Origin of the sequence: Enterobacter cloacae complex sp. P40C2, from assembly GCF_014930695.1 — a bacterium.
Classification (GTDB): Bacteria; Pseudomonadota; Gammaproteobacteria; order Enterobacterales; family Enterobacteriaceae; genus Enterobacter; species Enterobacter pasteurii.
In genome coordinates, this window is sequence record NZ_JADBRP010000001.1 from 147,546 (window position 1) to 173,326 (window position 25,781).

The 25,781-nt window shown below is 55.6% G+C and carries 25 protein-coding genes; 9 read left to right on the forward strand and 16 right to left on the reverse strand.

Translation table 11 applies throughout. The features are described from left to right. Nucleotides 1-33 precede the first annotated feature (33 nt). The 6 genes from IM304_RS00690 to zupT form a co-directional block, all read right to left on the reverse strand. Nucleotides 34-591, reverse strand: a complete 558-nt coding sequence (locus IM304_RS00690; RefSeq protein WP_193354995.1) for a fimbrial protein — start codon at nucleotides 589-591, stop codon at nucleotides 34-36. A gap of 214 nt (nucleotides 592-805) precedes the next feature. Continuing rightward, nucleotides 806-1,867 (reverse strand): pilus assembly protein, encoded by a 1,062-nt coding sequence (locus IM304_RS00695; RefSeq protein WP_193355069.1) that lies wholly within the window; start codon nucleotides 1,865-1,867, stop codon nucleotides 806-808. A gap of 5 nt (nucleotides 1,868-1,872) precedes the next feature. Further along, nucleotides 1,873-2,607, reverse strand: a complete 735-nt coding sequence (locus IM304_RS00700; protein WP_193354994.1) for a molecular chaperone — start codon at nucleotides 2,605-2,607, stop codon at nucleotides 1,873-1,875. 15 nt (nucleotides 2,608-2,622) lie between these two features. Then, a complete protein-coding gene (locus IM304_RS00705) occupies nucleotides 2,623-5,145 on the reverse strand; it encodes a fimbria/pilus outer membrane usher protein (RefSeq protein WP_193354993.1) in 2,523 nt (840 codons plus the stop codon). 78 nt (nucleotides 5,146-5,223) lie between these two features. Then, nucleotides 5,224-5,799 (reverse strand): fimbrial-like protein, encoded by a 576-nt coding sequence (locus IM304_RS00710; RefSeq protein ID WP_193354992.1) that lies wholly within the window; start codon nucleotides 5,797-5,799, stop codon nucleotides 5,224-5,226. A 424-nt stretch (nucleotides 5,800-6,223) separates the two neighbouring features. Further along, entirely contained in the window at nucleotides 6,224-6,997 is a 774-nt protein-coding gene (zupT, locus tag IM304_RS00715; protein WP_193354991.1) for a zinc transporter ZupT, read from the reverse strand. 130 nt (nucleotides 6,998-7,127) lie between these two features. On the opposite strand from zupT, the gene ygiD reads away from it, so the two are divergent. Continuing rightward, nucleotides 7,128-7,916 (forward strand): 4,5-DOPA dioxygenase extradiol, encoded by a 789-nt coding sequence (gene ygiD / locus IM304_RS00720; protein ID WP_193354990.1) that lies wholly within the window; start codon nucleotides 7,128-7,130, stop codon nucleotides 7,914-7,916. A gap of 79 nt (nucleotides 7,917-7,995) precedes the next feature. Here ygiD and IM304_RS00725 read toward each other — a convergent pair whose 3' ends face one another. From IM304_RS00725 to tolC, 3 genes are all read right to left on the reverse strand, one after another. Beyond that, the gene (locus IM304_RS00725) at nucleotides 7,996-9,156 is read right to left on the reverse strand and encodes a glutathionylspermidine synthase family protein (protein ID WP_148418453.1); all 1,161 of its coding nucleotides are present in this window, start codon (nucleotides 9,154-9,156) and stop codon (nucleotides 7,996-7,998) included. A 2-nt stretch (nucleotides 9,157-9,158) separates the two neighbouring features. Then, nucleotides 9,159-9,824, reverse strand: a complete 666-nt coding sequence (locus tag IM304_RS00730; protein WP_006811983.1) for a DUF1190 family protein — start codon at nucleotides 9,822-9,824, stop codon at nucleotides 9,159-9,161. Nucleotides 9,825-10,014: 190 nt separating this feature from the next. Then, complete coding sequence (gene tolC, locus IM304_RS00735) at nucleotides 10,015-11,493, reverse strand: outer membrane channel protein TolC (RefSeq protein ID WP_193354989.1); 1,479 nt, start codon at nucleotides 11,491-11,493, stop codon at nucleotides 10,015-10,017. Between the two features lie 203 nt (nucleotides 11,494-11,696). Here tolC and nudF point away from each other — a divergent pair, with 203 nt between their 5' ends. The 5 genes from nudF to parE are packed head-to-tail and all read left to right on the forward strand — an operon-like array spanning nucleotide 11,697 to nucleotide 16,105. Next, complete coding sequence (nudF, locus tag IM304_RS00740) at nucleotides 11,697-12,329, forward strand: ADP-ribose diphosphatase (RefSeq protein ID WP_176609472.1); 633 nt, start codon at nucleotides 11,697-11,699, stop codon at nucleotides 12,327-12,329. After that, nucleotides 12,326-12,748, forward strand: a complete 423-nt coding sequence (locus IM304_RS00745; RefSeq protein WP_148418456.1) for a DUF1249 family protein — start codon at nucleotides 12,326-12,328, stop codon at nucleotides 12,746-12,748. Before nudF ends, IM304_RS00745 begins: the two co-directional genes overlap by 4 nt. 27 nt (nucleotides 12,749-12,775) lie before the next feature. Beyond that, nucleotides 12,776-13,603, forward strand: a complete 828-nt coding sequence (gene cpdA, locus IM304_RS00750) for a 3',5'-cyclic-AMP phosphodiesterase (protein ID WP_148418457.1) — start codon at nucleotides 12,776-12,778, stop codon at nucleotides 13,601-13,603. After that, nucleotides 13,603-14,184 (forward strand): esterase YqiA, encoded by a 582-nt coding sequence (gene yqiA, locus IM304_RS00755; RefSeq protein WP_148418458.1) that lies wholly within the window; start codon nucleotides 13,603-13,605, stop codon nucleotides 14,182-14,184. The genes cpdA and yqiA overlap by 1 nt, the downstream gene beginning before the upstream one ends. A 28-nt stretch (nucleotides 14,185-14,212) precedes the next feature. Beyond that, nucleotides 14,213-16,105 (forward strand): DNA topoisomerase IV subunit B, encoded by a 1,893-nt coding sequence (parE, locus tag IM304_RS00760; RefSeq protein WP_148418459.1) that lies wholly within the window; start codon nucleotides 14,213-14,215, stop codon nucleotides 16,103-16,105. Between the two features lie 64 nt (nucleotides 16,106-16,169). Here parE and IM304_RS00765 read toward each other — a convergent pair whose 3' ends face one another. Then, nucleotides 16,170-17,009 carry an AraC family transcriptional regulator gene (locus IM304_RS00765; protein ID WP_193354988.1) on the reverse strand — a complete coding sequence of 280 codons (840 nt, stop codon included), beginning with the start codon at nucleotides 17,007-17,009 and terminating at the stop codon, nucleotides 16,170-16,172. A gap of 166 nt (nucleotides 17,010-17,175) precedes the next feature. On the opposite strand from IM304_RS00765, the gene IM304_RS00770 reads away from it, so the two are divergent. From IM304_RS00770 to IM304_RS00780, 3 genes are read left to right on the forward strand one after another with little or no spacing between them, the layout of a single operon-like run. Further along, on the forward strand, nucleotides 17,176-18,990 hold the full coding sequence (locus IM304_RS00770; protein ID WP_193355068.1) for a DUF2264 domain-containing protein: 1,815 nt from the start codon (nucleotides 17,176-17,178) through the stop codon (nucleotides 18,988-18,990). 32 nt (nucleotides 18,991-19,022) lie between these two features. Then, nucleotides 19,023-20,288, forward strand: coding sequence for an oligosaccharide MFS transporter (locus IM304_RS00775; protein WP_193354987.1), 1,266 nt, complete (start codon nucleotides 19,023-19,025; stop codon nucleotides 20,286-20,288). A 27-nt stretch (nucleotides 20,289-20,315) separates the two neighbouring features. Further along, the gene (locus tag IM304_RS00780) at nucleotides 20,316-21,503 is read left to right on the forward strand and encodes a glycoside hydrolase family 88 protein (RefSeq protein ID WP_193354986.1); all 1,188 of its coding nucleotides are present in this window, start codon (nucleotides 20,316-20,318) and stop codon (nucleotides 21,501-21,503) included. Between the two features lie 12 nt (nucleotides 21,504-21,515). On the opposite strand, the gene IM304_RS00785 is transcribed toward IM304_RS00780, so the two are convergent. From IM304_RS00785 to qseB, 6 genes are all read right to left on the reverse strand, one after another. Next, nucleotides 21,516-22,043: a hypothetical protein gene (locus IM304_RS00785; RefSeq protein ID WP_193354985.1), complete on the reverse strand. Its 528-nt coding sequence runs from the start codon at nucleotides 22,041-22,043 to the stop codon at nucleotides 21,516-21,518. Nucleotides 22,044-22,082: 39 nt separating this feature from the next. Further along, nucleotides 22,083-22,523, reverse strand: coding sequence for a peptidoglycan-binding protein LysM (gene lysM, locus IM304_RS00790; RefSeq protein WP_003862507.1), 441 nt, complete (start codon nucleotides 22,521-22,523; stop codon nucleotides 22,083-22,085). Nucleotides 22,524-22,608: 85 nt separating this feature from the next. Next, nucleotides 22,609-22,923 (reverse strand): putative quinol monooxygenase, encoded by a 315-nt coding sequence (locus IM304_RS00795; RefSeq protein WP_014885248.1) that lies wholly within the window; start codon nucleotides 22,921-22,923, stop codon nucleotides 22,609-22,611. 30 nt (nucleotides 22,924-22,953) lie between these two features. Next, nucleotides 22,954-23,535: an NAD(P)H-dependent oxidoreductase gene (locus tag IM304_RS00800; protein WP_176609479.1), complete on the reverse strand. Its 582-nt coding sequence runs from the start codon at nucleotides 23,533-23,535 to the stop codon at nucleotides 22,954-22,956. A 104-nt stretch (nucleotides 23,536-23,639) separates the two neighbouring features. Further along, nucleotides 23,640-24,989, reverse strand: coding sequence for a quorum sensing histidine kinase QseC (qseC, locus tag IM304_RS00805; RefSeq protein WP_193354984.1), 1,350 nt, complete (start codon nucleotides 24,987-24,989; stop codon nucleotides 23,640-23,642). After that, a complete protein-coding gene (gene qseB / locus IM304_RS00810; RefSeq protein ID WP_148418466.1) occupies nucleotides 24,986-25,645 on the reverse strand; it encodes a quorum sensing response regulator transcription factor QseB in 660 nt (219 codons plus the stop codon). The genes qseC and qseB overlap by 4 nt, the downstream gene beginning before the upstream one ends. Nucleotides 25,646-25,781: the final 136 nt, after the last annotated feature.

Genomic DNA, 25,781 nt, shown 5'->3' on the forward strand with positions numbered 1-25,781 from the left:
ATTGCCAGCCGAAATAGAACTAACGATATTTGCTTATTTGTACAGCAATACATAATTCGCGGTTGATTCAACCTGACCGGCCGTTGCCGTTTTACCGCTAACCGTTTCCATCTGAGCTTTAAAGTGCAGAGTCTGAGTGGAGGAACCTGCCGAGAGGTCGACGCTGTTTGCGGAGCCCAGAGTGATTGGTGACTCCGCGTTATCCAGCAAACGAACGCCGACGTTCTGCGCGCCCCCCGCATAGGTGTTGCTCATCAGGCTGGTATCGGTGCCGTCGGTTGCGGTGCTGCTGAAGGTCACTTCCACTTTGGAGACGGGTGTTGCCGTTTCGTCTCCAGCGTCAAGCTGGCAGTTTTCCAGATTGATATCAACCGGTACCGCCGAAGATTTTTTATTCGCATTCATCATCGCCGTTGTGACCTGGCCGAGCTCGATCTCTTTATCAATACTGTCTGGTGCAATATTGCATGGTGCGTCAATAATAACGCCCTTAAAGGTGATTTTACCGGAGCCCTGATCGCTTGCCAGCGCGGTGCCAGAGATAAATGAACCTAAAGCAACAGCCATAAGTGCTTTTGAAATATTTCGCATGAAATATCCTTGTTATGAGTAATATTTAAGAGACATTGATGTTCGAGGCGGTCGCATTCTAAAACTAATTGTAACGATGAGTGATTAAAAAATAATTAAAGACTCTTTAAGTTTGCGTTTATTAATTATTTAAGTGAATGGCTTAGGTTAAAAACGGAGGGCGAGATGCTAAATAAGCAGACCAAAAGGAGGTGCTGGTCTGCTTTTTGATCAATTATTGATAATTGATTTTGACAATAATGTCTTTACTGAATGGTCCAGGAATAACGGCTTCACCAGGTTTACGGGTTAGCTCAGCCGTATAGTCGTGAGTTTGCGTCGTCACCGCATCATCAGGGTGATAGGTTGCAAAAGGGAGATACTGGTTGTACGTCACGTCGCCGTAGGTTTTATCAATGAGACGCATGAGTAAACCATTTCCCATGTCCAGATGCGTATCATCGTAGAGCGTATCGGTGGTGTAAAAGCTGGTCGTTACGTCAAATTGTTCTGAACAGCCAGCAGTGGCATCCCGGATTGTCGAAATGCTAAACGGTGAAGTGACGGCGTTGGCATTGACTGCGCTCTCCGTAAACTGGCCAAAATTCACAATCTGATTGTCAGGGTAGATCCGGATATCCACACCGCAGTCCAGGAAATGAATATTTGAAAGTCCGGTAATGTCGTAATGCAGGTTTTTTGCATTCGAAAGCGTGTTGATTCCGCCTGAACCGTCAAACGTCAGCACGGTGACGGAGGGAAAGGTATAGTCAAACTGCTCTTTTGGTATCGCTTTTAGCTTCACGTAGAGACGAAAGCGCACGCTAAACGTGACGTTTTTCTGAATTGTGACGCCATTGCAGTCTGCTTCTTGATACTGTTTCCATTTATCATCCTGCTTATCAAGGCAGGCTCCCGTATCAATTTTGATATCGGGGATATCATAGTCAATACCGTTATAGGTTACGCCAAACGCCAGATAAGGGTTGTTGGTCATCAGGCTATCGGTGTTATGAAAACTGTCCAGGATATAGGCATAAACGTGTTCACTCCAGGGATCCTGCGAGACAGGTTTTGTACTGTCGCGGGTGGCGTTATCGCAATATACCGTCACCAGCAAATCACCGCTTTCCCAAATTTTTTGTCCGGCAGGGGCGTTGGCCGGTACCGTGAACGTCGGGAGCGTTGTTGTGATCAGACTTTGGCCGCCCGTTGAATCTTTGTAACAGTCCATCGCCCATGCGGAGGATGAGAACAAACATAAAAGGGCAGTCACCGCGAGATATATTTTTTTCATCATCATTATCCCTTATTCACCGGCTTGCTCTGGCAGGTAGTCTGCACCGCGTTACAACTCACCTTAAACATTTCCAGACCGCCATAATCGCTGATATACCCGACCTGGAACTCAGCGGACAGATTAGCCAGTGACTGGCTGGCCTGACCAAACGGCTCAATCATTACGCTCTCTGCGCCCGGCAATAAGGTTTTACCGTTCAGGCCGATATAGCCGACGGTGATGTAATAGGGGCTGCTGTTTTTGAACTGCAGCGTACCCGAGGCGCGGGATATAACCACCTTATCCAGAGGAACAAACTGGCCCTCCTTCAGCTCAATGGCTTTTGGCCGCCAGAACAGTTTAAGCCGGCTTTGCATGGCAATTTGCATCACGTTCTTCTGCTCGGCTTTGGGCGGGATTTCCCGCATGTTGTAATAAAACAGCGACTCTCGATCGGCTGGAAGTCGGCTGAGGTTTTGCTGCGCCATCAGGCGAACCTGCGCCTGTTCCTCAGGCTCGATACGCAACAGTGGCGGAACAGGAGAGATAAACTCGCGCGTTTTTTTACCCTCTTTATCCTCAATCCACGACTGAGCCAGATAAGGATCGGTTTTACTCTGGTTTATCAGTCTGACCGACACGCTTTTTGCTGAGGCGTTGAAAATGATGCGTGTTCTGTCGGGCGATACGGTGGCCCAGGCAAAGCTGCACGTGCCAAGGAAACAGATAAGTCCTTTTGAAATCATCGTGATGTTCATTTTATGCGCCCTGAATTAATGCACTGTTTTACAAGGTAAAAATATAGCGTCACCGCTAAGGTTACTTTGGTTCGGCGGCGTGATTTCACACGCTTTGTCAGACCAGGTGAGACGTAACGTACTGTTTTCCTGAATCCCGCTGAGATAAACGAACCCTTCTTCGGCAACCAGACCGACCTCTTTACCCGTAGCGCTGTCGACGATACTGACGCCCAAAGGAGGGAACTGACCGTTTTCCTGTCGAATAATGCCGACAATCTGGTAGCCCGTGGTGGCGTTCAGCTTGCTGTAACCAATGGCACCTTCCGTCAGCGTGGTGCGAATAACGGAGGTTGCTATATCCACGCCATCAGGCAGCGTGTTGCTGTTAACGCGCACCGTGGAGGTGGTGTAGTTGCTGAGTGAGGGGACGACAGCAATACCGAATGCGTTAGTCCGCGTGCGCGAACTGTTGACCTCAATTCCGTCAACACCATCGGCATCGATCATCATGCGGGCGTTGTTGGCCGGGCTGTAATCATGCAGGGCTACGCCATGCCGCGTGGCGGTGAGCGAGCCGTTCCAGCCCGCGCTGATCGAACGGTACTGATTGGGCTGAACGCTTCCTGAAAGATTGAGGCGTCCGTAAGGAGAATAGTGCTGGTATCCGCCGCGCAATGACGGTTCGCCTTCGCGCAAATCGTCTTCCGTCGTAGAGGCCGAGAGATTCCACGTATTGTTGCGATCGGAGGCGTCATAGTAAGAAGCCATATGAGACGCGCTGTCGCCGCCCGATCGCTGGTAGCTGTACATAATGCTACGACTTTGTTCCAGCGGGAGGGTGAAGGCGAAATAGACCTGGTTTTCGTCGCTGTCATCCCAGCGCACGCGGCTTAGCGCCAGCGATGCGGATAAATCTCTTAAATTGCCGATATCAAAATTGCGGCTCAGCGAAAAGGAGTAGTTTGTGTTGCTGCTGTTGTCCCAGTAGGTGTTACGGGTGACGTTGAGATAGGTATTTAATGCCAGCGAATCAAGGTACTGGTTGAAGGAGATAACATAACTCTCTTTTTCGTTTGTCGTTGAGGTATCTCCGTCCCGGGAGGCGAGATATTCGCTCATTGAGACATATTCTTTATCCGAGAATCGATAACCTGCAAAGGTGATCTGGCTGCCGGTCGCCTCAAAACGTTTTGCGTAATTGGCGCGATAGCTGTACCCACGCTGTGTTTCATTTTTTCCCTGATGGAGCGTGGCCTCGGCGCCCGTCACATCAAAAGAGATCGAGCCGAACGAATCCAGGTTGAAGCCGATACCGGTGGTCATGGCCTGATAATCATCCGCCGTCAGCAGGGTGCCGCCATACAGTGACACATTGCTCAGCCAGCCCCAGGAGAGTTCACCTGTCCAGAAAAGCGGGTTATTGATGTCGTTATGGCCCGTAGCGGTGGGCTTACCGATGGATGTTTTATAGCGCACCTGGCCTTTTCGGGTCAGGAAGGGGATTGAGGATGAACCCACCTGGAAGGTGGTTTTACGCCCATCTTCCTCTTCGACAACCACGTCCAGCTGCCCCTGGTAGGTTTCACCCAGGTCAGAAATGGTGAACGGCCCCGGCGCGACGGTTGTTTGATAAAGAACGCGGCCAGACTGGGAGACGGTCACTTTGGCATTGGTCTGCGCGATGCCGTTAATTTGAGGTGCATAACCTTGTAGATCAGGCGGCAGCATACTTTCATCACTTTCCAGTGATGCGCCGGTAAAGTGGAAGGTATCAAAAATATCTGAGCTTAAATCATATTGCCCCAGCGTCATTTTTGATGACAGCGAAGGGATAGGACGGTAGAGATAGGTCCGTGCCAGACTGCTGTCACTGCCTGTAGACTCGCCGTGACGAAAGTTTTGGTTATATTGATAATCTGAACGTAGACGCCAGGCGCCGAGGTTAAACCCGAGCGTGCCGTAGGCGCTGATATTCTGGCTGTCTTCGCCCCCGTGCGGATCGTACTGGCTGGCATAGAGATTATAATCAAGTAAAACACCCGCAATGCCTTCATCCCAATATTCCGGCGGCGTCCAGTTCTTCGCCTGATATTTCATCCATGCCTGGGGAACGGTGACGGAAAGCACCATCGTCCCTTTATTAAGGGAAAAGCCCAGCTCCGGAACAGCCGAAAGATCAAGGCAACGTCCGCCTTCAGAATAAGGGAGTCGCGAAATAAAATCGGTGCTAAGTCCGAAAGCGGATAACTGCCCGGCATTCACACAAATTTGCGAACCGCTTTCGTTTTCCGTTGCGATCCACTCCATTGTTGCGGATTGAGGCAGCGTATTTTTATTGACCTGAATGCGGACGAGATAGCTACCCGGTGCGATGTGGCCTTTTTTCTCAAACTGGGAAATATCAATATTACTTCGGTCTTCAACGTCAATCATCTCTGTGTTGAATTCAACCGCGGAGACTGGCAACACGAATAATGCTGAGTAAAGTGTGGCACTCAGCGAATGCTTTATAAAAGCAGAGAGGCGGGAGAGTTGATGTGCTGAGTGTTTTAGCATAAATCCGTTTCGCTTTTAAAAAGAAGGCATAAAAGCCGATGAGTCCTTCATCGGCTACGTTTTCAGACGGCAATCTAATTACTTGTATTCAAGGATATAGTTTGCCTGAGCCTGAACGTTACCCGGGGTAGCCTTGCTGCCAGCTACCGGTTCCATGCGGGCTTTGAAGTTCAGTTCCTGATAGGCATTTGTGGTAGGGAATGACACTTCAATCGGCGTACCCAGCGTGACTTTATTGCTGCCGCTATCCAGCAAGCGAACGCCCACACCAGTTGCACCGCCTATGTTGCCATCAAGCGTGTTTTTCATCAGGCTGGTGTCGGTCGAATCGGTACTTGCGGAGGCAAAGGTGACCTTCACTTTGTCGATCGTGGTGGTGGTTTGTCCAGTCGTAGTAGAGAGAATGCAATCCTGCAGGTGGATATTCACGTCAACCGGCAACGAGTTTTTACCGCTGTTCAGCACGCTATCCGCGACTTCACCTAATTCAATAGTCTGATTTTCATCTCCTGGGGTGATAGAGCAAGGTGCACTGATAACTTCACCGGTGAACGTGATCTTCCCTGAGCCCTGGTTATCTGCTGCCACAGCAGTCAGTGACAGGCCAGAAAGCAATGCAGTTGTTGTTACTGCCAGAATAGTCTTGTTAAACATGTAGATATAATCCTTTACCTAAGAGTGGGTGGCGCAATATTTTTAATGAATTACTATTGCAACACTTTTATTTCATTAAAGCGGTCGAAATATACCAGTCACAATATGGCTCATCTCGTGAGTATTTCTAAACGGGAGGTTTAGAGGTTATTAATAAATTATTTGAAATTATGAATGGGATGGATGCCGTTGCTCATTAGCCCGAATGCTCGGTTTAAATAATGATTGGCATCAACCTTTTGAGCTTTTTTTAATACGCGAAGCGGTAATTATTATACGGGTAATAGCTATAAATAATATTTCTTAAGTGAATTCTATGGCGATTATAAAGTATGGTGCCGGACTTTATATCATTAATACTAATAGTTGGCATGCCACTGATATTAAAAAAATTGCGCTCCCTCAAATAAGGCAGCGCAACCGTTCAGCCAATACCCGCCGATTGTAACAACACCAGGCTTAAACCCATCACCGACATGCCGCACAGCACCCCGTAGCTCGGGTTGTTGTTGGGGTCGATCTCTTTTGCCAGCGGCATCAGTTCATCTACCGACAGGGCGACCATGATCCCCGCCACGGCCGCCATAATCGCCGCCATCACGACCGGGGATACGAGGCTACCGAGGATCAGCCACGCCAGCACGCCGCCGAGTATTTCCGCCATCCCAGAGATACCCGCCCAGAAGACGGCCGTACGCTTTGAGCCGGTCGCGGCATAAACCGGCCCGGCTACGGCAAGTCCTTCAGGAATATTGTGCAAGGCAACGGCCAGCGCGACGCCAAAACCCATCTCCAGATTGCTGCTGGCCGTAACATACGTGGCGACGCCTTCCGGGAAGTTATGCAGGCTGATGCCCAGCGTCAGCAGAATAGCGGTGCGTTTGATATTGCCGGGTATTGGGGCAACGCTTTTCTGCATCAAATCCTGAGGGTGCGCGTGCGGCAGCATGCGGTCGAGCGCAAAATAGCCCAGCAGCCCGGCAATGAACATGCCGTAGCCCAGCACCGGGGACATTCCCTCGGTGTGAAGTGCGGCGGGCAGCATCTCCATCAGCGAAATAAGCAGCATGATCCCGGCGGCGAAGCCCAGCGAGAAGGCCAGCACGCGATTAGACGGTTTTTGCCCGAGCACGCCGAGGAACGCCCCGATAAAGGTCGCGGCGCCCGCGAGTATGGTCAAAATCAAGGGTACTGACATGCACTCTCCTTAAGCTGTTTCTGACATTCAAATTTCCTGATGATGATCTTCACGGTTATCTGCGTTCATCTTCACCTGAATGCGCGTAATGTAGAACCATCAAACTGACACCTCCTCTAAGGATATCACCATGTCTTCTTCTCGTATGCCAGCACTGTTTTTAGGCCACGGCAGCCCAATGAACGTTCTGGAAGATAACGTCTATACCCGCGCCTGGCGTCATCTGGGTGAGACGTTGCCGCGTCCGAAGGCGATTGTGGTGGTGTCCGCGCACTGGTTTACCCGCGGCACCGGCGTGACGGCCATGGAAGCGCCGAAAACTATCCATGATTTTGGCGGCTTCCCGCAGGCGCTGTATGACATGCATTACCCGGCTCCCGGCTCTCCTGAGCTGGCGCAGCAGCTGGTCGATCTGCTGGCGCCTGTTCCGGTAGCGCTCGATAAGGAAGCCTGGGGCTTTGACCACGGCTCGTGGGGCGTGCTGATAAAAATGTATCCGGATGCCGATATCCCGATGGTGCAGCTGAGTCTCGACAGCACGAGGCCTGCTGCCTGGCACATGGAGATGGGCCGTAAGCTGGCTTCGCTTCGCGATGAGGGCGTCATGCTGGTTGCCAGCGGTAACGTAGTACACAACCTGCGCACGGTACGCTGGCACGGTGAAAATACTCCGTATCCGTGGGCGACATCGTTTAATAACTACGTAAAAGACAACCTGACCTGGCAGGGGCCGGACGATCGGCACCCGCTGGTGAACTATCTGGATCACGAAGGCGGTTCGCTCTCTAACCCAACGCCGGAACACTTCCTGCCGCTGCTGTACGTGCTGGGCGCGTGGGATGGTCAGGAGCCGGTTACGATCCCGATCGACGGAATAGAGATGGGAAGTTTGAGCATGCTGTCGGTGCAGGTGGGGTAATAAAAGTAAAACGGCAACCTGAGGTTGCCGTTTCTAGCGCTTGCTCCCTCTTCCGTGGGAGAGGGCAACAGGCTACACGCTACTCCACAAAAATATGCGGATAGAACCGTGACAGGTCCTGCGTAATCAAGGCGCGATCTTCGCGAATGCCAATCCCGGCAGGCTTATCGTTAATCAGCCAGCTGCCGATCAGCGTATAGCTGTCGCCAAACTTCGGTAGCTGATAAAACGCCTGGACGATCATCCCTTCTTCACCGTACGGCCCTTCAACCGCTTCCAGCGTTTTACCGTTTTCGATAATCGATACGTTCGCCCCTTCGCGGGAGAAGATCGGCTTAACGACGTATTTCTCCATCGGCGGGAAATCATCTTCGGCAAAGTACGCAGGCAGCAGGTTCGGGTGGTTCGGGAACATCTCCCACAGCATCGGCAGCAGGGCCTTGTTGGAGATAATACTCTTCCATGCCGGCTCAAGCCAGCGGACGCCAGCGTCTTCCAGCTTGGTGGAGAACATCTCGCGCAGCATATATTCCCACGGATACAGCTTGAACAGGTTGCTGATCACCTGATCCTGCATGTCCGTAAACTGGCCTTTTTCACCCAAACCGATGTCTTCGATATAGAGGAATTCCGTCGCCACTTCCGCTTCGGCCGCGCAGTCCTGCAAATACTGAACCGTACCGCGATCTTCTTCGGTATCGCGGCAGCAGGCGAGGTGCAGCAGGTTAAAACCGTGCTGTTCGCGCAGTTCGGCGAAACGCTCAATCAGCTTTTCCTGCAGGCTGTTGAACTGGTCGCTGCCTTCCGGCAGGTTTCCGGCGTTCGCCTGATCTTCCAGCCAGATCCACTGGAAAAACGCGGCTTCGTACAGGGAGGTTGGCGTATCCGCATTGTTCTCGAGAAGCTTCGGTTCACCCACGCCATCCCAGGCCAGATCGAGGCGAGAGTAGAGCGAAGGCTGATTCGTTTTCCACGACTGACGGACAAAGCTCCATGTGTGCTTCGGAATGCGGAATTTGGTCATCAGCGCATCGCTGTCGATGACTTTCTCAACCACCTTCAGGCACATCTGGTGCAGCTCAGCGGTCACGTCTTCAAGCTTTTCAACCTGAGCAAGCGTGAGCCTGTAGTAAGCATCTTCACACCAGTACGGCTCGCCGTACATGGTGTGGAAGTTAAAGCCGTATTCGGTAGCCTTTTCGCGCCAGTCCGGGCGCTCGACAATACTGACTCGTTCCATGATCAGCCGCCCATTGAGCGAGTCGAAGAGCCGGTCGCGCTACGCTGCATGGTGGTTTGTTTGGCAACAGACTCGCCGAAGCCGCCGCGGGTAATGGTGCTGGTGGTTGCAGGTTTCGGCGCCATGGCGGTTTTCGGTACGGTCATGGTACGGCCAGGCGTTGCGGCACCGTAACCCTTGCCGGTGGCATCGGTATATTTACCGTACGCCGGGCTGTTCGGGTTTTTGGAGCTGAACAGCGGCTGCTGCTGGTAGCCCGCGCCGCCGCTCATCAGGCGGCCCATCATATAGCCCGCCATCAGCGGCATCCAGAAGCTGCCGCTGGACTGCGCCTGCGCCTGGTTTTCCGGTGCCATACCCGCCTGAGCCGGTGCCTGCTGGCACTGGCCTTCACCGAATTCAGCTACACAGTCTTCGCGTGAAGCGTATTTTGGCGCGGTGCGTTCCGCTTCTTTCAGGGCGTTGTTGTAGGCCGTTGTACATTCGGCGGCTTTACCGGTTGCGCTCGCGCAGTCGTCGGCGTTTTGATACAGCGAAACCGTTTCGTCGCTTTGCTCACAGCCTGCCAGCATAAAGACGGCGGTGACCGCCAGCGCGACAGGCGTCAGGTGGCGTGCGTTCCAGCTTTTGCGGAACGACGCGTGATTCATCGTTTTTGTCCGTTTCATAATTGTCTTCCAGGACCCAGTGGTAATAACGCTCAGGATAGAGGATGACTGGTTGAAAATGAAGCGAGGAGGGGCGGAAACAGGGAGATCTTTACGTTGGCTTACGTTCGGAGGGGATTTATGTGCTCCCTCTCCCACAGGGAGAGGGCAGGGGTGAGGGCATCAGGCCGCAGCGGGCCTGATGGCACTCTTAGTTACGGAACGGATTGCTACCGCTGCTGGCAGGTGCGGTGCTGCGCGCTGCCGCCGGCTGCGCAACTGGCGCGCTGCTGTTAGCGGTGAAATTATCAACGGCGGCATCCTGCTGCGGATTTTCCGGCGCGACGCTTTCAGGCGACGTGGAAACCGGTTTGCCCAGCGTGCTGTTCAGCATTTGCAGATCCTGCTCGTTCAGCGTACCCAGAGCCTGCTTAATGTTCAGCTGGTTAATCAGGTACTGGTAACGCGCGCTGGAGAGCTGCTGTTTCGCGTTGTACAGCGTGGTCGTTGCGTCTAATACATCAACGATAGTACGCGTACCGACGGAGTAACCCGCTTCCATCGCGTCCAGAGAGCTTTGCGCAGAGACAACGGCCTGTTTGTAGGCGTTGATGCTGCTGATGGACGCGTTCACGTTGTTGAAGGAAGAACGCACGGTCTGGACCACGTTGCGGTGCGCGCTTTCAAGCTGCTCGCTCGCGCCTACGAAGTTGTACTGCGCCTGCTTAACCTGAGAGTTAACCATCCCGCCCTGGTACAGCGGCAGAGAGAAGCTCAGGCCAACTTTGTTCTGGCCAATGTTGTTGTCGTCATAAGCCTGGGACGTCGTTTTAGAACCGCTGTAGCTGGTATCCGATACGCCGGTAGAGGCGCTCAGGCTCAGGGTTGGCAGGTGACCATCCTGTGCAAGACGGATCTGCTCGCGCGCCAGGTCCTGGCTCAGGCGTGCCTGCAGCAAGGTCAGGTTGCGGTTTTCCGCCTCTTTCAGCAGGGCGTTAACCGCCTGCGGCTTGTCCGTTTTGAAGCTGTCCACGTTCAGAGAGGCCAGTTCAGGATAGTAGTTACCGGTGACCTGACGCAGTGATTCCAGCGCGTTGTCGAGGTTGTTACGTGCGGTCACTTCGTTTGCCAGTACGGTGTCGTACTGTGAACGGGCGTTCTGTACGTCAGTGATGGCGACCAGGCCCACGTTGAAGCGCTGGGTGGTTTGATCTAACTGACGATAAATCGCCTGTTTCTGCGCTTCGGTGTAGGAGAGGGCGTCAATCGCGCTCAGTACGTTGAAGTAGGCGGTCGCGGTATTCAGGATCAGCGTCTGCTGATCGGTCTGATAGGTCACATCCTGGATGCCCGCGCTCTTTTCCTGCAAGCTCAGCTCACGCCATTTGGACATGTCGAACAGGGTTTGCGTTAACTGTAAAGAGGCACTGGTGGCATTCGAGTTGATGCCGTTATTATCGCGAAAACCGTTAGTGTAGGTATAATCTGCACCTAAGCCCAGCTGCGGCAGCAGTGGACTACGTGCTTCGTTAATTTTTTCAAACGCAGCATCACGATCGGCCGCTGATTTACGTAAATCAGGGTTGCCCAGACGTGCCTGCTGGTAGACCTGTAACAGGTTCTCTGCCTGGCTCATTGCACTGAAGCCCGTCAGGCTCAGGCCGATAAGGATGGGGAGCAATTTCTTCATTTGCATTCCTTGTTGTGAAGCAGTATTAGCGCTGATCTAATTAAAAATAATTGCCGATTCTAACAGAATCATCCACACCAAAAGGTTGGCGTAACGTGCCATCTGGCGGTAATTTGCTCCAATCTACCATATAGCCATACAAACGGCAGCCAAACAGCCTTGAAATTCACAATTTCATCACCATTGCTACCAGGACTCGACCGATGCAAAAACCAGAAAACGTGCCTGTCACCTTCGCCAAAAACGATGTAGAAATTATTGCACGAGAAACGCTTTATAGCGGTTTTTTTTCAATGGAACTTTACCGTTTCAGGCATCGCCTGTTTAACGGTGAAATGAGCGGTGAAATCAAACGCGAAATATTTGAGCGCGGGCATGCGGCAGTCTTGCTACCCTTTGACCCAGTGCGTGATGAAGTCGTGCTGGTCGAGCAGGTCCGTATTGCGGCGTATGATACCAGCGAAACCCCGTGGTTGCTGGAAATGGTGGCCGGGATGATCGAAGAAGGCGAGTCGGTCGAAGACGTCGCCCGCCGCGAGGCGCTGGAAGAGGCGGGCCTGGTGGTGGGCCGCACGAAACCGGTGCTGAGCTATCTGGCAAGCCCGGGCGGGACAACGGAACGTACATCTATTATGGTGGGCGAAGTGGACGCCACGACAGCGGAAGGGATCCACGGTCTGGCAGATGAAAACGAAGATATTCGGGTTCATGTGGTAAGTCGGGAGCAGGCTTACCGGTGGGTAGAAGAGGGGAAAATCGACAACGCAGCGTCTGTCATCGCCCTGCAATGGCTACAGCTGCACTATCAGACTTTACGACACGAGTGGAAAAAATGAAGCGTTATACACCTGACTTCCCAGAAATGATGCGCCTGTGCGAAACCAATTTCGCACAATTGCGCCGCCTGCTGCCGCGAAATGACGCACCCGGCGAAACGGTGAGCTATCAGGTGAGCAACGCCCGGTATCGGTTAACGATAACAGAATCAACGCGCTACACTACGCTGGTAGAGATTGAGCAAACGGCGCCGAGCATTAGCTACTGGAGCCTGCCGTCCATGACGGTGCGTCTTTATCACGATGCGATGGTCGCTGAAGTGTGTTCAAGTCAGCAGATCTTTCGCTTTAAAGCGCGGTATGATTATCCGAATAAAAAGTTGCATCAACGCGACGAAAAGCATCAAATTAACCAGTTTTTAGCCGACTGGCTAAGGTATTGTTTAGCACATGGAGCAATGGCGATTCCGGTTTGTTAGCATCATAAACCTACCTAAGGACACCATTTGGAAAGCCTGTTGAACCTGACTGTTGCTGGTGGGGCGCCAGTCAGGATATTACAAATCACCGACACCCACCTTTTTGCCGAAAAGCATGAGACGCTTCTGGGCGTGAACACCTGGGAGAGTTATCAGGCGGTTCTGGACGCGATCCATGCTGAAAATCGGCCATGCGATTTGATCGTCGCAACGGGCGACCTGGCGCAGGATCAATCCTCCGCAGCCTATCAGCATTTCGCTGAGGGGATTGCGAGCTTTAGCGTGCCTTGCGTCTGGCTACCGGGCAATCACGATTTTCAACCTGCGATGTACAGCTCGCTTCAGGACGCGGGGATTTCACCGGCTAAATGTGTCTTTGTGGGTGAGCAGTGGCAAATCCTGCTCCTCGACAGTCAGGTGTTTGGCGTTCCGCACGGTGAGTTGAGCGACTATCAGCTCGACTGGCTGGAGACAAAACTGGCCGCCGAACCGGATCGCAATACGCTGCTGTTACTGCACCATCATCCGCTACCGGCGGGCTGTAGCTGGCTCGATCAGCACAGCTTGCGCAACTCTGCGGCGCTGGACAGCGTACTGGTGAAATTTCCGCGCGTGAAAAATCTGCTGTGCGGGCACATTCATCAGGAACAGGATCTCGACTGGAACGGTCGCCGCCTGCTCGCGACGCCGTCCACCTGCGTGCAGTTTAAGCCCCACTGCGCTAACTTCACGCTGGACACCATCGCACCGGGCTGGCGCTGGCTGGAGCTGCATGCCGACGGCACGCTGACCACCGAAGTGTGTCGTCTGACCGGCGCGCAGTTCCGCCCGGATACCGCTTCAGAAGGCTATTGATGTCAACGCTTCTCTATCTGCACGGGTTCAACAGCTCTCCGCGCTCGGCGAAAGCGACGCAGCTTCGCGAGTGGCTGCATGCGCATCATCCCGACGTGGAGATGATTATTCCGCAGCTGCCTCCTTATCCGGCGGATGCGGCAGAAATGCTGGAATCGATTGTGCTTGAACACGGCGGCGAATCGTTTGGCGTTGTCGGGTCGTCCCTCGGCGGCTACTACGCCACCTGGCTGTCGCAATGCTTTATGTTGCCTGCTGTCGTCGTCAACCCGGCGGTCCGGCCATTTGAGCTGTTAAGGGACTTTCTTGGCGAAAACGAGAACCCCTACACCGGCCAACAATATGTGCTAGAGTCACGCCATATTTACGATCTCAAAGTTATGCAGGTCGACCCGCTTGAAGCGCCCGATCTTATCTGGCTGCTGCAACAGACGGGAGATGAAGTGCTGGATTACCGCCAGGCAGTGGCGTATTACGCATCCTGCCGCCAGACTGTAGAAGAGGGCGGAAACCATGCTTTCACGGGCTTTGAAGATCATTTCACCCAGATTGTCGATTTTCTTGGACTGCACAGCCACTGACAATCAATGCGAATTGCTAGCTTAAATCATGACGCAAACCTATAACGCTGATGCCATTGAGGTACTCACCGGGCTTGAGCCGGTTCGCCGCCGCCCGGGGATGTACACCGATACGACGCGCCCTAACCACCTGGGCCAGGAAGTAATTGATAACAGCGTGGACGAAGCGCTGGCAGGCCATGCCAAACGCGTCGACGTTATCCTGCACGCCGATCAGTCGCTGGAGGTCATCGACGACGGCCGCGGCATGCCCGTGGATATCCACCCGGAAGAGGGTGTACCCGCCGTTGAGCTGATCCTCTGCCGTCTGCACGCGGGCGGTAAGTTCTCCAACAAAAACTACCAGTTCTCCGGTGGTTTGCACGGCGTGGGGATCTCCGTGGTTAACGCCCTGTCGAAACGCGTGGAAGTCAACGTCCGCCGCGACGGCCAGGTGTATAACATCGCGTTCGAAAACGGCGAAAAGGTGCAGGAGTTGCAGGTTGTCGGGACGTGCGGCAAACGCAACACCGGCACCAGCGTCCACTTCTGGCCTGACGAAAGCTTCTTCGACAGCCCGCGCTTTTCCGTTTCTCGCCTGACGCACCTGCTGAAAGCCAAAGCGGTGCTGTGCCCGGGCGTGGAAATCACCTTTAAAGATCACGTTAACAACACCGAGCAGAGCTGGCGCTACGAGAAGGGTCTGAACGACTATCTGTGTGAAGCGGTAAACGGCCTGCCGACCCTGCCGGAAAAACCGTTCGTCGGGAATTTCGAAGGCGACACCGAAGCGGTGGACTGGGCGCTGCTGTGGCTGCCTGAAGGCGGCGAGCTGCTGACGGAAAGCTACGTCAACCTGATCCCGACCATGCTCGGCGGTACGCACGTGAACGGCCTGCGTCAGGGGCTGCTGGATGCCATGCGCGAGTTTTGCGAATACCGCAACATTCTGCCGCGCGGCGTGAAGCTGTCCGCAGAAGATATCTGGGACCGCTGCGCCTACGTGCTTTCCGTGAAGATGCAGGATCCGCAGTTTGCCGGTCAGACCAAAGAGCGCCTCTCGTCGCGCCAGTGCGCGGCGTTCGTCTCCGGCGTGGTGAAAGATGCGTTTACCCTGTGGCTGAACCAGAACGTTCAGGCGGCAGAAATGCTGGCTGAAATGGCCATCTCCAGCGCCCAGCGCCGTCTGCGTGCCGCGAAGAAAGTGGTGCGTAAAAAGCTGACCAGCGGCCCCGCGCTGCCGGGCAAGCTGGCGGACTGTACCGCGCAGGATCTCAACCGCACCGAGCTGTTCCTGGTGGAAGGGGACTCGGCGGGCGGATCGGCCAAGCAGGCGCGGGATCGTGAATATCAGGCGATCATGCCGCTCAAGGGTAAGATCCTTAACACCTGGGAAGTCTCGTCTGATGAAGTGCTGGCCTCGCAGGAGGTACACGATATCTCCGTTGCGATCGGCATCGATCCGGACAGCGAGGATCTGAGCCAGCTGCGCTACGGCAAAATCTGCATCCTCGCGGATGCGGACTCCGATGGTCTGCACATCGCCACGCTGCTCTGCGCGCTGTTCGTGAAGCACTTCCGCACCCTGGTGAAAAACGGTCACGTCCACGTGGCGCTGCCGCCGCTGTACCGTATCGACCTCGGCAAAGAGGTTTACTACGCGCTGACGGAAGAAGAGAAAGCGGGCGTGCTGGAGCAGCTTAAGCGCAAGAAGGGCAAACCGAACGTTCAGCGCTTTAAAGGGCTGGGCGAGATGAACCCGATGCAGCTGCGCGAAACGACGCTGGATCCGAATACCCGCCGCCTGGTACAGCTGACCATCAGCGATGAAGATGAACAGCAGACCAACGCCGTAATGGATATGCTGCTGGCCAAGAAACGTTCGGAAGACCGACGTAACTGGCTTCAGGAGAAAGGCGACATGGCGGATATTGAAGCCTGATAAACGCTTTGCGGATCTGTTTTTGTGCCCGGCGGCGCGACGCCGGCCGGGCCAAAAAAGCAGCTCAGCAAGATGAACGCTTTTTCCGGTACTGCAACGGCGTCTCGCCAATCCCCTTCTTAAACGCGCTGATAAACCACGTCACGTCAGAAAACCCCGCCCGGGATGCAATCTCGCGCACGCTCGCCTCGCTGTGCAGCAGCCACTCGCACGCCTTACGCAGCCGCAGCGTATTGAGGTAGTCGTGGATCTTTTCGCCCGTTTCCGCATGGAACTTTCGCGACACGTAGCTGCGTGATTTTCCCAACTCCCCGGCCAGCGCATCCAGACGAAATTTCTCCTGATAATGCTCGTCGAGCCAGAACATCACCCGGCTGGCGATCCCCTGGCCGTTGCCCGGCTCGCCCTCGCTATCGTCAGGAAGCATCGCAAACAGGCTGATCAGCAGGCTGGCAATACTCTCGCTGTTCATCGGTGGCCTGTAGCAGCCAAACAGATGATCGATATGGTGATGGCAGTGGGCTAAATCGGCGACCCACGCCTCGGCGCCGCGGCGTGAAAGCCGCTCCAGCCGCTGCCGGGTCTGGGGAAAATCCCGCAGCACTTTCAGCACCGCGTGCCGATCGAGATGCACGATCGTGCGTCGGTAAATCGCCTCCGCCCGTTCGTCCACCATCACCTTATGCAGCGTAAACGGCGGGAAGAAAAACAGCCGTCCGGGGCGCATGGTGTAATGGCGATTATCAACAATCGCCACGCCAAAGCCCTCCTCCACGTAGAGGATCTCCAGACACTGATGCCAGTGGTGGTAGCGTACGGTATTGGCAAACAGGCGGCTGAACGAGGCCACGGTATCGTTCAGGGTGATCGGTTCCAGAAGATCGGATGTCGGCGTGTCGCGCATAGTGCAATAAAACTCAACTTTTTCCCGTCTGACCGCCTTTATAAACCACCTTTTTAAATTTTCTCAACTGGAGGTTTATTCATCGTTCCTGCCTGTGACATGGCTAACATTTCTGCCCCGTACGGATTCACTATGCTTGGCCGCAGTTGACTACGAGGGCATGGCTATGTGCGCGGCAAACAAAGAAAAATCAAATCCGTTGTCTTCCCGCCGGGATGTGGTGGCGTCGTTGAATGCGCTTCTGGAAGCGCTGGATAAACAATTTCCGGCAAACCGTTCACGATTCTCGCTGGGCGATACCTGTGCCCACTACGCAACGGACGTTGCGCAGATGGAGGGGCTCTCCCGGGCCCTGTGGGGGCTGTTTCCGCTGATGGCGTCCGGGGAAAGCACGCCGTTCTGCGAAAAGTACCTAACCGCCATTAAGCTCGGCACCGACCCGCAGAGCGCGGACTACTGGGGGGAAACCGGCCCGTACGACCAGCGCCTGGTCGAGATGGCGGCCTACGGTCTGGGGCTTGCTCTGCTGGGGGATAAGCTCACCGCCCGCTTTACCGGGCGCGAAGTCATGAACCTGCACGCGTGGCTTAACCAAATCACCGACGCGCAGATGCCGGACAGCAACTGGAACTATTTTGCCATTATGGTCCAGCTCGGCTTCCGGCGCGCCGGGCTGCCGTATGACCAGGCCGCCATCGATCGCCGCTTTGCGCTGATGGACGCCTACTACCTCGGCGACGGCTGGTATTCCGACGGCCCGGGTCGCCCGAAAGACTATTACATCTCCATGGCCTTCCACTTCTACGGCCTGATCTACGCCACCCTGAGCGACGACGAGGCGAGGGCCGAGGTGCTGCGCGAGCGCTCGCGTCTGTTCGCGGCAGACTTTATCTACTGGTCCGCCGCCGATGGGGCCTCGGTGCCGTTTGGCCGCAGCCTGACCTACCGCTTCGCGATGGTCGCCTTCTGGAGCGCGGTCGCCTTTTCTCAGCTGGACGTCTTCACGCCGGGTATCGTGAAGGGCATTGTGCTGCGCCATCTGCGCTGGTGGCAGCAGCAGCCGATTACCGATCGTGACGGCATTCTGACCCTGGGATTTGCCTGTCCGAATCTGGCGATGTGCGAGGACTATAACTCCCCCGGCTCGCCGTACTGGGCGCTGAAAACGTACCTGATCCTGGCGCTGCCGGAGACGCATCCGTTCTGGCAGGCCGACGAGCAGCCGCTGCCCGCGCTGGCCGAGAAGCGCGCGATCCCGCACGCGCAGCAGATAATGATGCACTCGAAGGGCTCCCGGCACGTCACCATGCTCACCGCCGGCCAGCTGGAGCTGAACAACTACGTTAATACCGAAGCGAAATACACCAAGTTTGCCTACTCCAGCCGCTTTGGATTCACCATCGAGCGCGGGCGTTTTGGCCTGAAGCATGCCGCCTGCGATTCCATGCTGCTGCTGTCAGAGGGAGATAACTATTTCCGCGGCCGTCGCGAGTGCGAGGCGGTCCGGGTGGATGAAAATTACATTTTCTCGCGCTGGTCGCCGTGGCGCGACGTGCAGATTGCCACCTGGCAAATTCCGTTCGGAGAGTGGCACCTGCGTCTGCACCGTATCAGCAGCGCCCGCACGCTGCAAACCGTGGAGGGCGGCTTTGCGGTGATGAAAACGGACCACCAGCTGCGCGAGCGGGGATGTTATCTGAGTGCAGAAAACGGCAGCAGCGTGATTGTCGATCTCTCTCCCGTCATTGCGCGCCAGCCGGACAGCATCGTCACGCCGCCGAACAGCAGCGTGATGTTTCCGGCGTGCGCCTCCATTCCGCTCTTAAAAACCGAAATTCCACCAGGCGAGAGCTGGCTCTGTTGCGCCGTCCTGGCCTGCGAAAAACCGTCATCTGCGGCCGCGCCGCAGCTGGACATAGCCCATAACCAGGTCGTCATTTGCGAGCCCGGAAGCGAACGTAAGCTGTCGTTCACATTATAAAAATCTGACCCCTACACGTCGGCGAGGATGTTATGAAAAGTACATCGACAACAAGCAGAACTGAATATTACAAAATAAGCAGCTTTATCTTTCTCTATTTCTTTACCTGGTCTGCCAGTATTGGCCTGCTGGCGATCTGGCTCGGCCAAAAAGCCAATCTTAGCGGGTCGGTGATTGGAACCGTCTTTGCGGTGAACGGGATATTCTCCGTTATTCTCAAACCGATCTACGGCTATATTCTCGATAAAATCGGCATGAGCAAATACCTGCTCTATTTTGTGGTTATCATGTCGGCCCTGATGGCGCCGTTCTTTATTTACGTATACCAGCCGTTGTTAATGTCTAACACCATGCTGGGGATTATTATCGGCGCGCTCTATTTAAGCTTTGCCTGGTATGCGGGCGTGGCGGCGTGTGAATCCTATTCCGACCGCTTCAGCCGCCTGAACGGCATGGAGTTCGGGCAAATTCGCATGTGGGGATCGCTCGGCTGGGCGGTAGCTTCGTCCTTCTCCGGCCTGCTGTTTAACCTCTCACCGGCGTATAACTTTATTCTGGGCAGCGTGACGTCGGTAGTAATGCTGATTGTCCTGCTGAGCCTGAAAGTGAACACTAACTCCGCTCACGCGGGCGACGTGCTGACGAAAGAGAAAATCGCTCCGGCGGACGTGTATGCCCTGCTGCGTAACCGTAAATTCTGGGCCTTCTGCCTGTACGTGGCGGGCGTGGCGTGGATGATGTTTATCGCCGAGCAGCAGTTCTCGCGCTATTTCGTCACCTTCTTCGACGATATTCATGAGGGCAACGCGGTATTTGGCTATCTCGGTACCGTTCAGTCGGGCATGGAATTTGTCATGTATATGGTGGTCCCGCTGTTTGTGAACTTTATTGGCGCCAAGCGCGGGCTGTTAATTGTCGGGCTGGTTGTCGGAGCGCGCCTGATTATTTCCGGCATGTGTGATTCGCACCTGCTGATTTCAGTACTCAAGCCGCTGTACGGCCTGGAAATATGCCTGCTGCTGGTGTCGGTATTTAAATATATCGCCGAGCATTTCGACAAGCGCGTAAATGCGACCATGTATTTACTCGGCTATCAGGCGATGCTGTACGTCGGTAACGTGGTGGTCTCTTCCCCGGCCGGCTATATGTACGACCGCATTGGCTTTGAGCACACCTATATCATTATGGGCGCTACGGCGCTGACCTTTACCCTTATTTCTGCCTTTACGCTATCCGCCTGCCAGAGCAAGTGGCGCGGAGCCCGCGCGCTGAACGTAGCAGAAACGTCAACCCGATAATTACGCCGTCAAAGAAGGAACCGAAATATGTTAAGTCGTATCAAAGAGGAACGTCTGTCCGTTATCGCCGCGCCCGTTGACGCCCGCGCATTCCGCGATGAACTGCATTCGGCGCGCGGCCATGTCCTCGAACTGATTAGCCGTCATTTAACGGCGTTCGGTGAGCGGTTTCCGGCAGAAACCTGCCAGCAAGGCTTTTATCCGCTGACGGACAACGTGGAGTGGACCACCAGCTTCTGGACCGGCCAGCTGTGGCTGGCGTGGGAGATGAGCGGCGATACAAGATTCCGCGAGATGGCAGAAAAACACGTCCGCTCGTTTGGCCTGCGCATCGCCGGGCGCAACGACACTAACACCCACGATTTAGGCTTCCTGTATACGCTTTCCTGCGTGGCAGCCTGGCGGCTGACCGGTAACCGCGAGGCGCGCGGCTTCTCGCTGCTGGCGGCCGAAGCGCTGCTGGAGCGCTTCCATGAGAAGGCGAAGATCATCCAGGCGTGGGGCGATCTCTCGGATCCGGAACAGGCCGGGAGGATGATCATCGACTGCAACATGAACCTGCCGCTGCTCTACTGGGCGACGGAGCAGACGGGCGATCCGCGCTTCGCCGCAGCGGCAAAAGCGCACGTGATGCAGGCGGCGACGTACCTCATTCGTGACGATGCGTCCACGTTCCACACGTACTATATGGACGTATCGACCGGCGCGCCGCGCTACGGCAACACCCAGCAGGGATATGCGGACGATTCCTGCTGGTCGCGCGGGCAGGCGTGGGGAATTTACGGCTTCCTGCTGAGCTATATCTATACCGGCGACGAGACGATGATTGCCCTGTCCAAACGGCTGGCGAACTACTTCCTCAACCGCCTGCCGGAAGATTACGTCTGCCACTGGGATCTGGCGCTGGTGGGCACCGATGCGCTGCGCGACGCCTCCTCGGCGGCGATTGCGGTGTGCGGACTGCTGGAGCTGGTAAAGCACCTGCCGGTTACGGATCCGGACCGGGAGCATTATCTGGAGTGGGCCAAAGGCATTATGTCATCGCTGACGAAGCACTACCTGATGGGCAAAGAGGAGAAGGGCAACGGGCTGTTGAAGCACTCGGTCTATCATCTTGCGAGCAACAAAGGCGTAGATGAGTGCGCAAGCTGGGGAGATTACTTCTACGTTGAGGCGCTGGTGCGTTTCACCCAGAGCTGGAAGCTGTACTGGTAACAGGCTGGGGCGTCACCACCCCATGACCTCTTTAATGACGCGCCGGTAGGGGGTGTCGAGCTGTGCCGGTACGCGGCGCATGTAGTCCTTCGCATGGCTGCGCGTCTGTCCGCTGAGGCTGTCGAGATAAGCGATAGCCTCTTCCACGGCAGGAATGCGGCCTTCCTGTGCGGCGCTTCTCGGCGGCAGGCCGGTCCAGATGAGCGCCTCGATTCCTCGCTCCCTCGCCCATGACGACAGCACACCCGCGCTGCGTTCGGTTATCAGCAGCGAGCCGATACCATCGCAGCGATCGTCAGGAATGCCCTCCCGCTCGCGCAGGGCCTCAGAGGCCACGCTCAGCGTTGTGGCGTCCAGCCATACCCAAAGCACCGGTACGGCGGGAGCATTCATGCAGATGGCGGTCGCCAGTTCGCCGCCATCGCCTACGCGGCAAAACTCGACGGGCAGCGACGGCCCGTCGGTGTGCCACTCACCGGCAATCGGTAACGCGCCGCTTTTCCAGATTAACGAACCCCAGCCAAGACAGGCTATTTTCATTCTGTTCCCCTGCGCGACGTGAACCAGTAGCCTCAGACGTTACGCCTTAGGAATACGCAGCGTCTGGCCGGGATAGATTTTATCCGGGCTGGAGAGCATCGGGCGGTTAGCCTCGAAAATCTTGTTGTACTGGTTGGCATCGCCGTACACGGTTTTGGAGATGGCGCTCAGGGTATCGCCGGATTTCACCGTGTAGTAGGTAGCTTCATCTTTGGCATCCGTGGCGGTGATGTTGTTCTCCACCTCGCTGACGCCTGCGATGTTGCCGACGGCAACCTGGATTTTTTCTTTCTGCTCCTGGGTCAGCCCGTCGCCCGTCACGCTGGCTTTGCCGTCGGTGACGTTTACCTGAACCTTATCTGAACCGGGAATGTTGAGTTTCTTGAGGTGCTCGGTGATTTTATCGCTCTGGCCTTTATGATCGGTCAGGTTATCCCACAGCTTTTCGCCTGCTTCTTTTACGAAGTTAAAAAGTCCCATTCCATCCTCCTGTTAATCATGAAGTCAGAATAAGCATAGCAGGTCAGAGAGATTTCCCTCTCCGAAAGGAGAGGGAAGGCAGGATTTATACCCCTTGCTCCAGAATACGGATGTGGGTGTCCAGCACGTCACCCTTCACCGCGTCGCTCCACGCTTTCATGTGCGCGGTCTGCAAATGGGCTTCAAGGTGCGCGACGGTTTCCCACTGCTCAACCATGATGATTGAGTCTGGCGCGGTCGCCTGGAAGCTTGCGTCAGTCGCGGCATCCACCATCGGCGCGTAGCCGTGGCAGCCTTCTTCCTTCAGAACGGTCGGGATAATCTTCGCGAATTGATCCAGCACCGCCTGGCGGTGATGTTGGCCAGGACGCGTACGGATTTCAGCAATAACGGTAAGCATAATTAACTCCTTCTAATTCCAGGCTACCAGTTAAGCAAAAATTTCCGCGAGATGCTTGCGATATTCTGCGATATAGCGCGGGACGTCCGGCATTTTAATCACGTCGTTGACGATGAAGGTCGGCAGCGGGTCCATGCCCAGGAACTGGTTAGCCTTGTGGAACGGCAGATACGCGCCGTCTACGCCCACGCCTTCGAAGAACTGATCGTTCTCGGTGAACGCTTCCAGAGGGGCGTTCCAGGTGAGGGAGAGCATATATTTTTTACCCTGAATCAGGCCGCCCGAGCCGTATTTTTTAGACGCGTCGGAGCGGGTGCGGCCATCGCTGGCATACAGCGAACCGTGACCTTCGGTAAACACATCGTCCATGTATTTTTTCACGGTCCACGGTGCGCCCATCCACCAGCCCGGCATCTGCCAGATCACCACGTCAGCCCACAGGAAGTTCTGCACTTCGGCTTTCACGTCGTAGTCGCTGTCCGCGCGCACGACCTTAACATCATGCCCGGCGTCGCGCAGGAAACCGTCCGCGACCTCGGTCAGGGTGTCATTCAGCTGGCCTTTAGAGTGCGCAAATTCTTTTGCGCCGTTGATAATCAGAATGTTGCTCATTATTTGTCCTCGATGCTGAGAGTATGCCGGGTATTCTACGCGCGAGGACGGAGCGGAAAAATGAGCAAAATGTGCAAAGTCTTTTGCGTTAAGCGCAATAATCCCTACCAGCTAACGGCCACCTCAAAGCCGCCTTCCGGGGCGTTGCCAAGCGAAACGCGCATCCCGTGTAACGCCGCGATGCGCTTAACGATGGATAACCCCAGCCCGCTACCGGTGGCGTCCTGACCCGGCGGGCGATAAAAACGCTCGCCAATGCGCGCCAGCGCATCAGGAGAAATTCCCGCCCCGTTGTCGCGCACGGTAAAGCCCTGGGTATTCAGCGTTACGTCCACCACGCTGCCGCGCGGGCTGTAACGCACGGCGTTGTCCAGCAGGTTGCGCACCAGCAGGCTCAGCAGCAGCGGCTGCCCGTGGCGCATAACGTCCGGCGCGTTGACGTTAAGCCGAATATCAATGCCCGCCTGCTGCGCCGGATGCCAGATATCGAGCACCGCGGATTGCAGTAAATCAGCCATCACAACGGGCTCTGCGTCATCCAGGTTATCCAGCGAATCCAGGCGCGACAGGGTGAGAAGCTGATCCACCAGACGGGAGGCGCGGTCGATGCCCGCATGCAGCTGCCCCAGCGCTTTCGACTGCGCCTCGGGATCGTCGAGAGAAAGCTGCGCCACGTCGGTTTGCACCTTCAGCGCGGCCAGCGGGCTGCGCAGTTCGTGGGCGGCATCCGAGGTGAAGCGGCGCTCGCGGGCCATCATCTCCTGCGTACGGGCAAACAGATGGTTAAGCGCATCGAGCAGCGGGCGAACCTCCGTCGGCACGCCGCGCGTGGGCAGCGTATCGGTGGCATCCGGCGAACGCGAGCGCAGGGTTTGCGCCAGGTTTTTCAGCGGCTTCAGCTCCCGGCTCAGCAGAACAATCAGCAACAGCAGCATGACGGGCAGCGCCACCAGCCATGGCGTCAGCTGCGAGCTGACCACGTCCAGCGCCATATCCTGCCGGTACTCCCACTCCTGGCCGACCACCACGCGGTATTTTCCGTCCGGTGAGGTGAGCCACAGAAAACGCCACGTGTCGTTATCATCCTGCAGCCGGCCGTCATCAAATCCATCGCGGCGGTAGTGATAAGGAATGTCGCGCCCGTTCTCACCGTCGTTAAGCACCATGTGGCCGTCGGCGGTGAAGATCGCAAAGGCCAGCGCATCGTCGTCGAGATGGCCGTGTCGGGCTTTTTTCGGCACCTCGCGCATGCGTTCCGGCGCGCGGAGCTCGTCCACGTCCATCGTCAGCAGCCGTTTGGCAAACAGCATCTGCTGGGTATCAAACAGCTTATCCAGCTTTTCAGCGGTTTGATGCCAGGCCACCACGCTTGCAGCAAACCATGCCGCCAGGGAAAGCAGCAAAAAGAGGAGCGTCAGGCGCAGCTTCAGGCTCAGGCGTTCGGTCAGTTTCATGCGTCACCCAGGGTATAACCGATGCCGTGCACGGTGCGGATAAACTCGCTGCCGAGCTTGCGGCGTAAATGATGTACGTGGACTTCGACGGCGTTGCTGGAGACCTCATCGTCCCAGCTGTAGAGCTTCTCTTCGATGGCCCTGCGCGGCAGCACGCGGCCCGCGTTGCGCATCAGCAGCTCCAGCAGGGCGAACTCTTTCGGCTTAAGCACCAGCGTTTCGCCATCCAGCCTGGCGACGAGGCTTGTCGGATCGAGCGTAACCCTGCCGTGACGCAGCTCGCTGCGCGTCTGGCCGTGGCTGCGGCGCACCAGCGCCTCGAGCCGGGCCGCCACCTCAATCAGCGCGAACGGCTTACACAGGTAATCGTCCGCCCCCAGGCGCAAACCTTCGACCCGCTGGTTCAGCGCGTCCCGCGCCGTCAGGATCAGTACCGGTTCACTGCGGCCGCTTTCGCGCCAGGCGCGCAGGACGGCAAGCCCGTCGATTTCCGGCAGCGTCAGATCCAGCACCACCGCATCATACGGCGCGCTATACAGGGCTGCCTGTCCGGTTTTACCGTCGCTGAACCAGTCCACGCTAAAGCCCATTTTGCTTAAGCCTGCTTTAATGCCGTCGCCAATTAGCCTGTCGTCTTCTACCAGTAAAATGCGCATATTCCCTCCCTGATGCCGTCAGTAAACCCTCCGCAGGCGCGCGCTGTACAGTAAAAATAAATAAATTTTTCCCTTAAGAAGTTGTTAAGGTTTACCCTGTTTAATGGATTGTGAAACGACATTAAAGGGAGATATT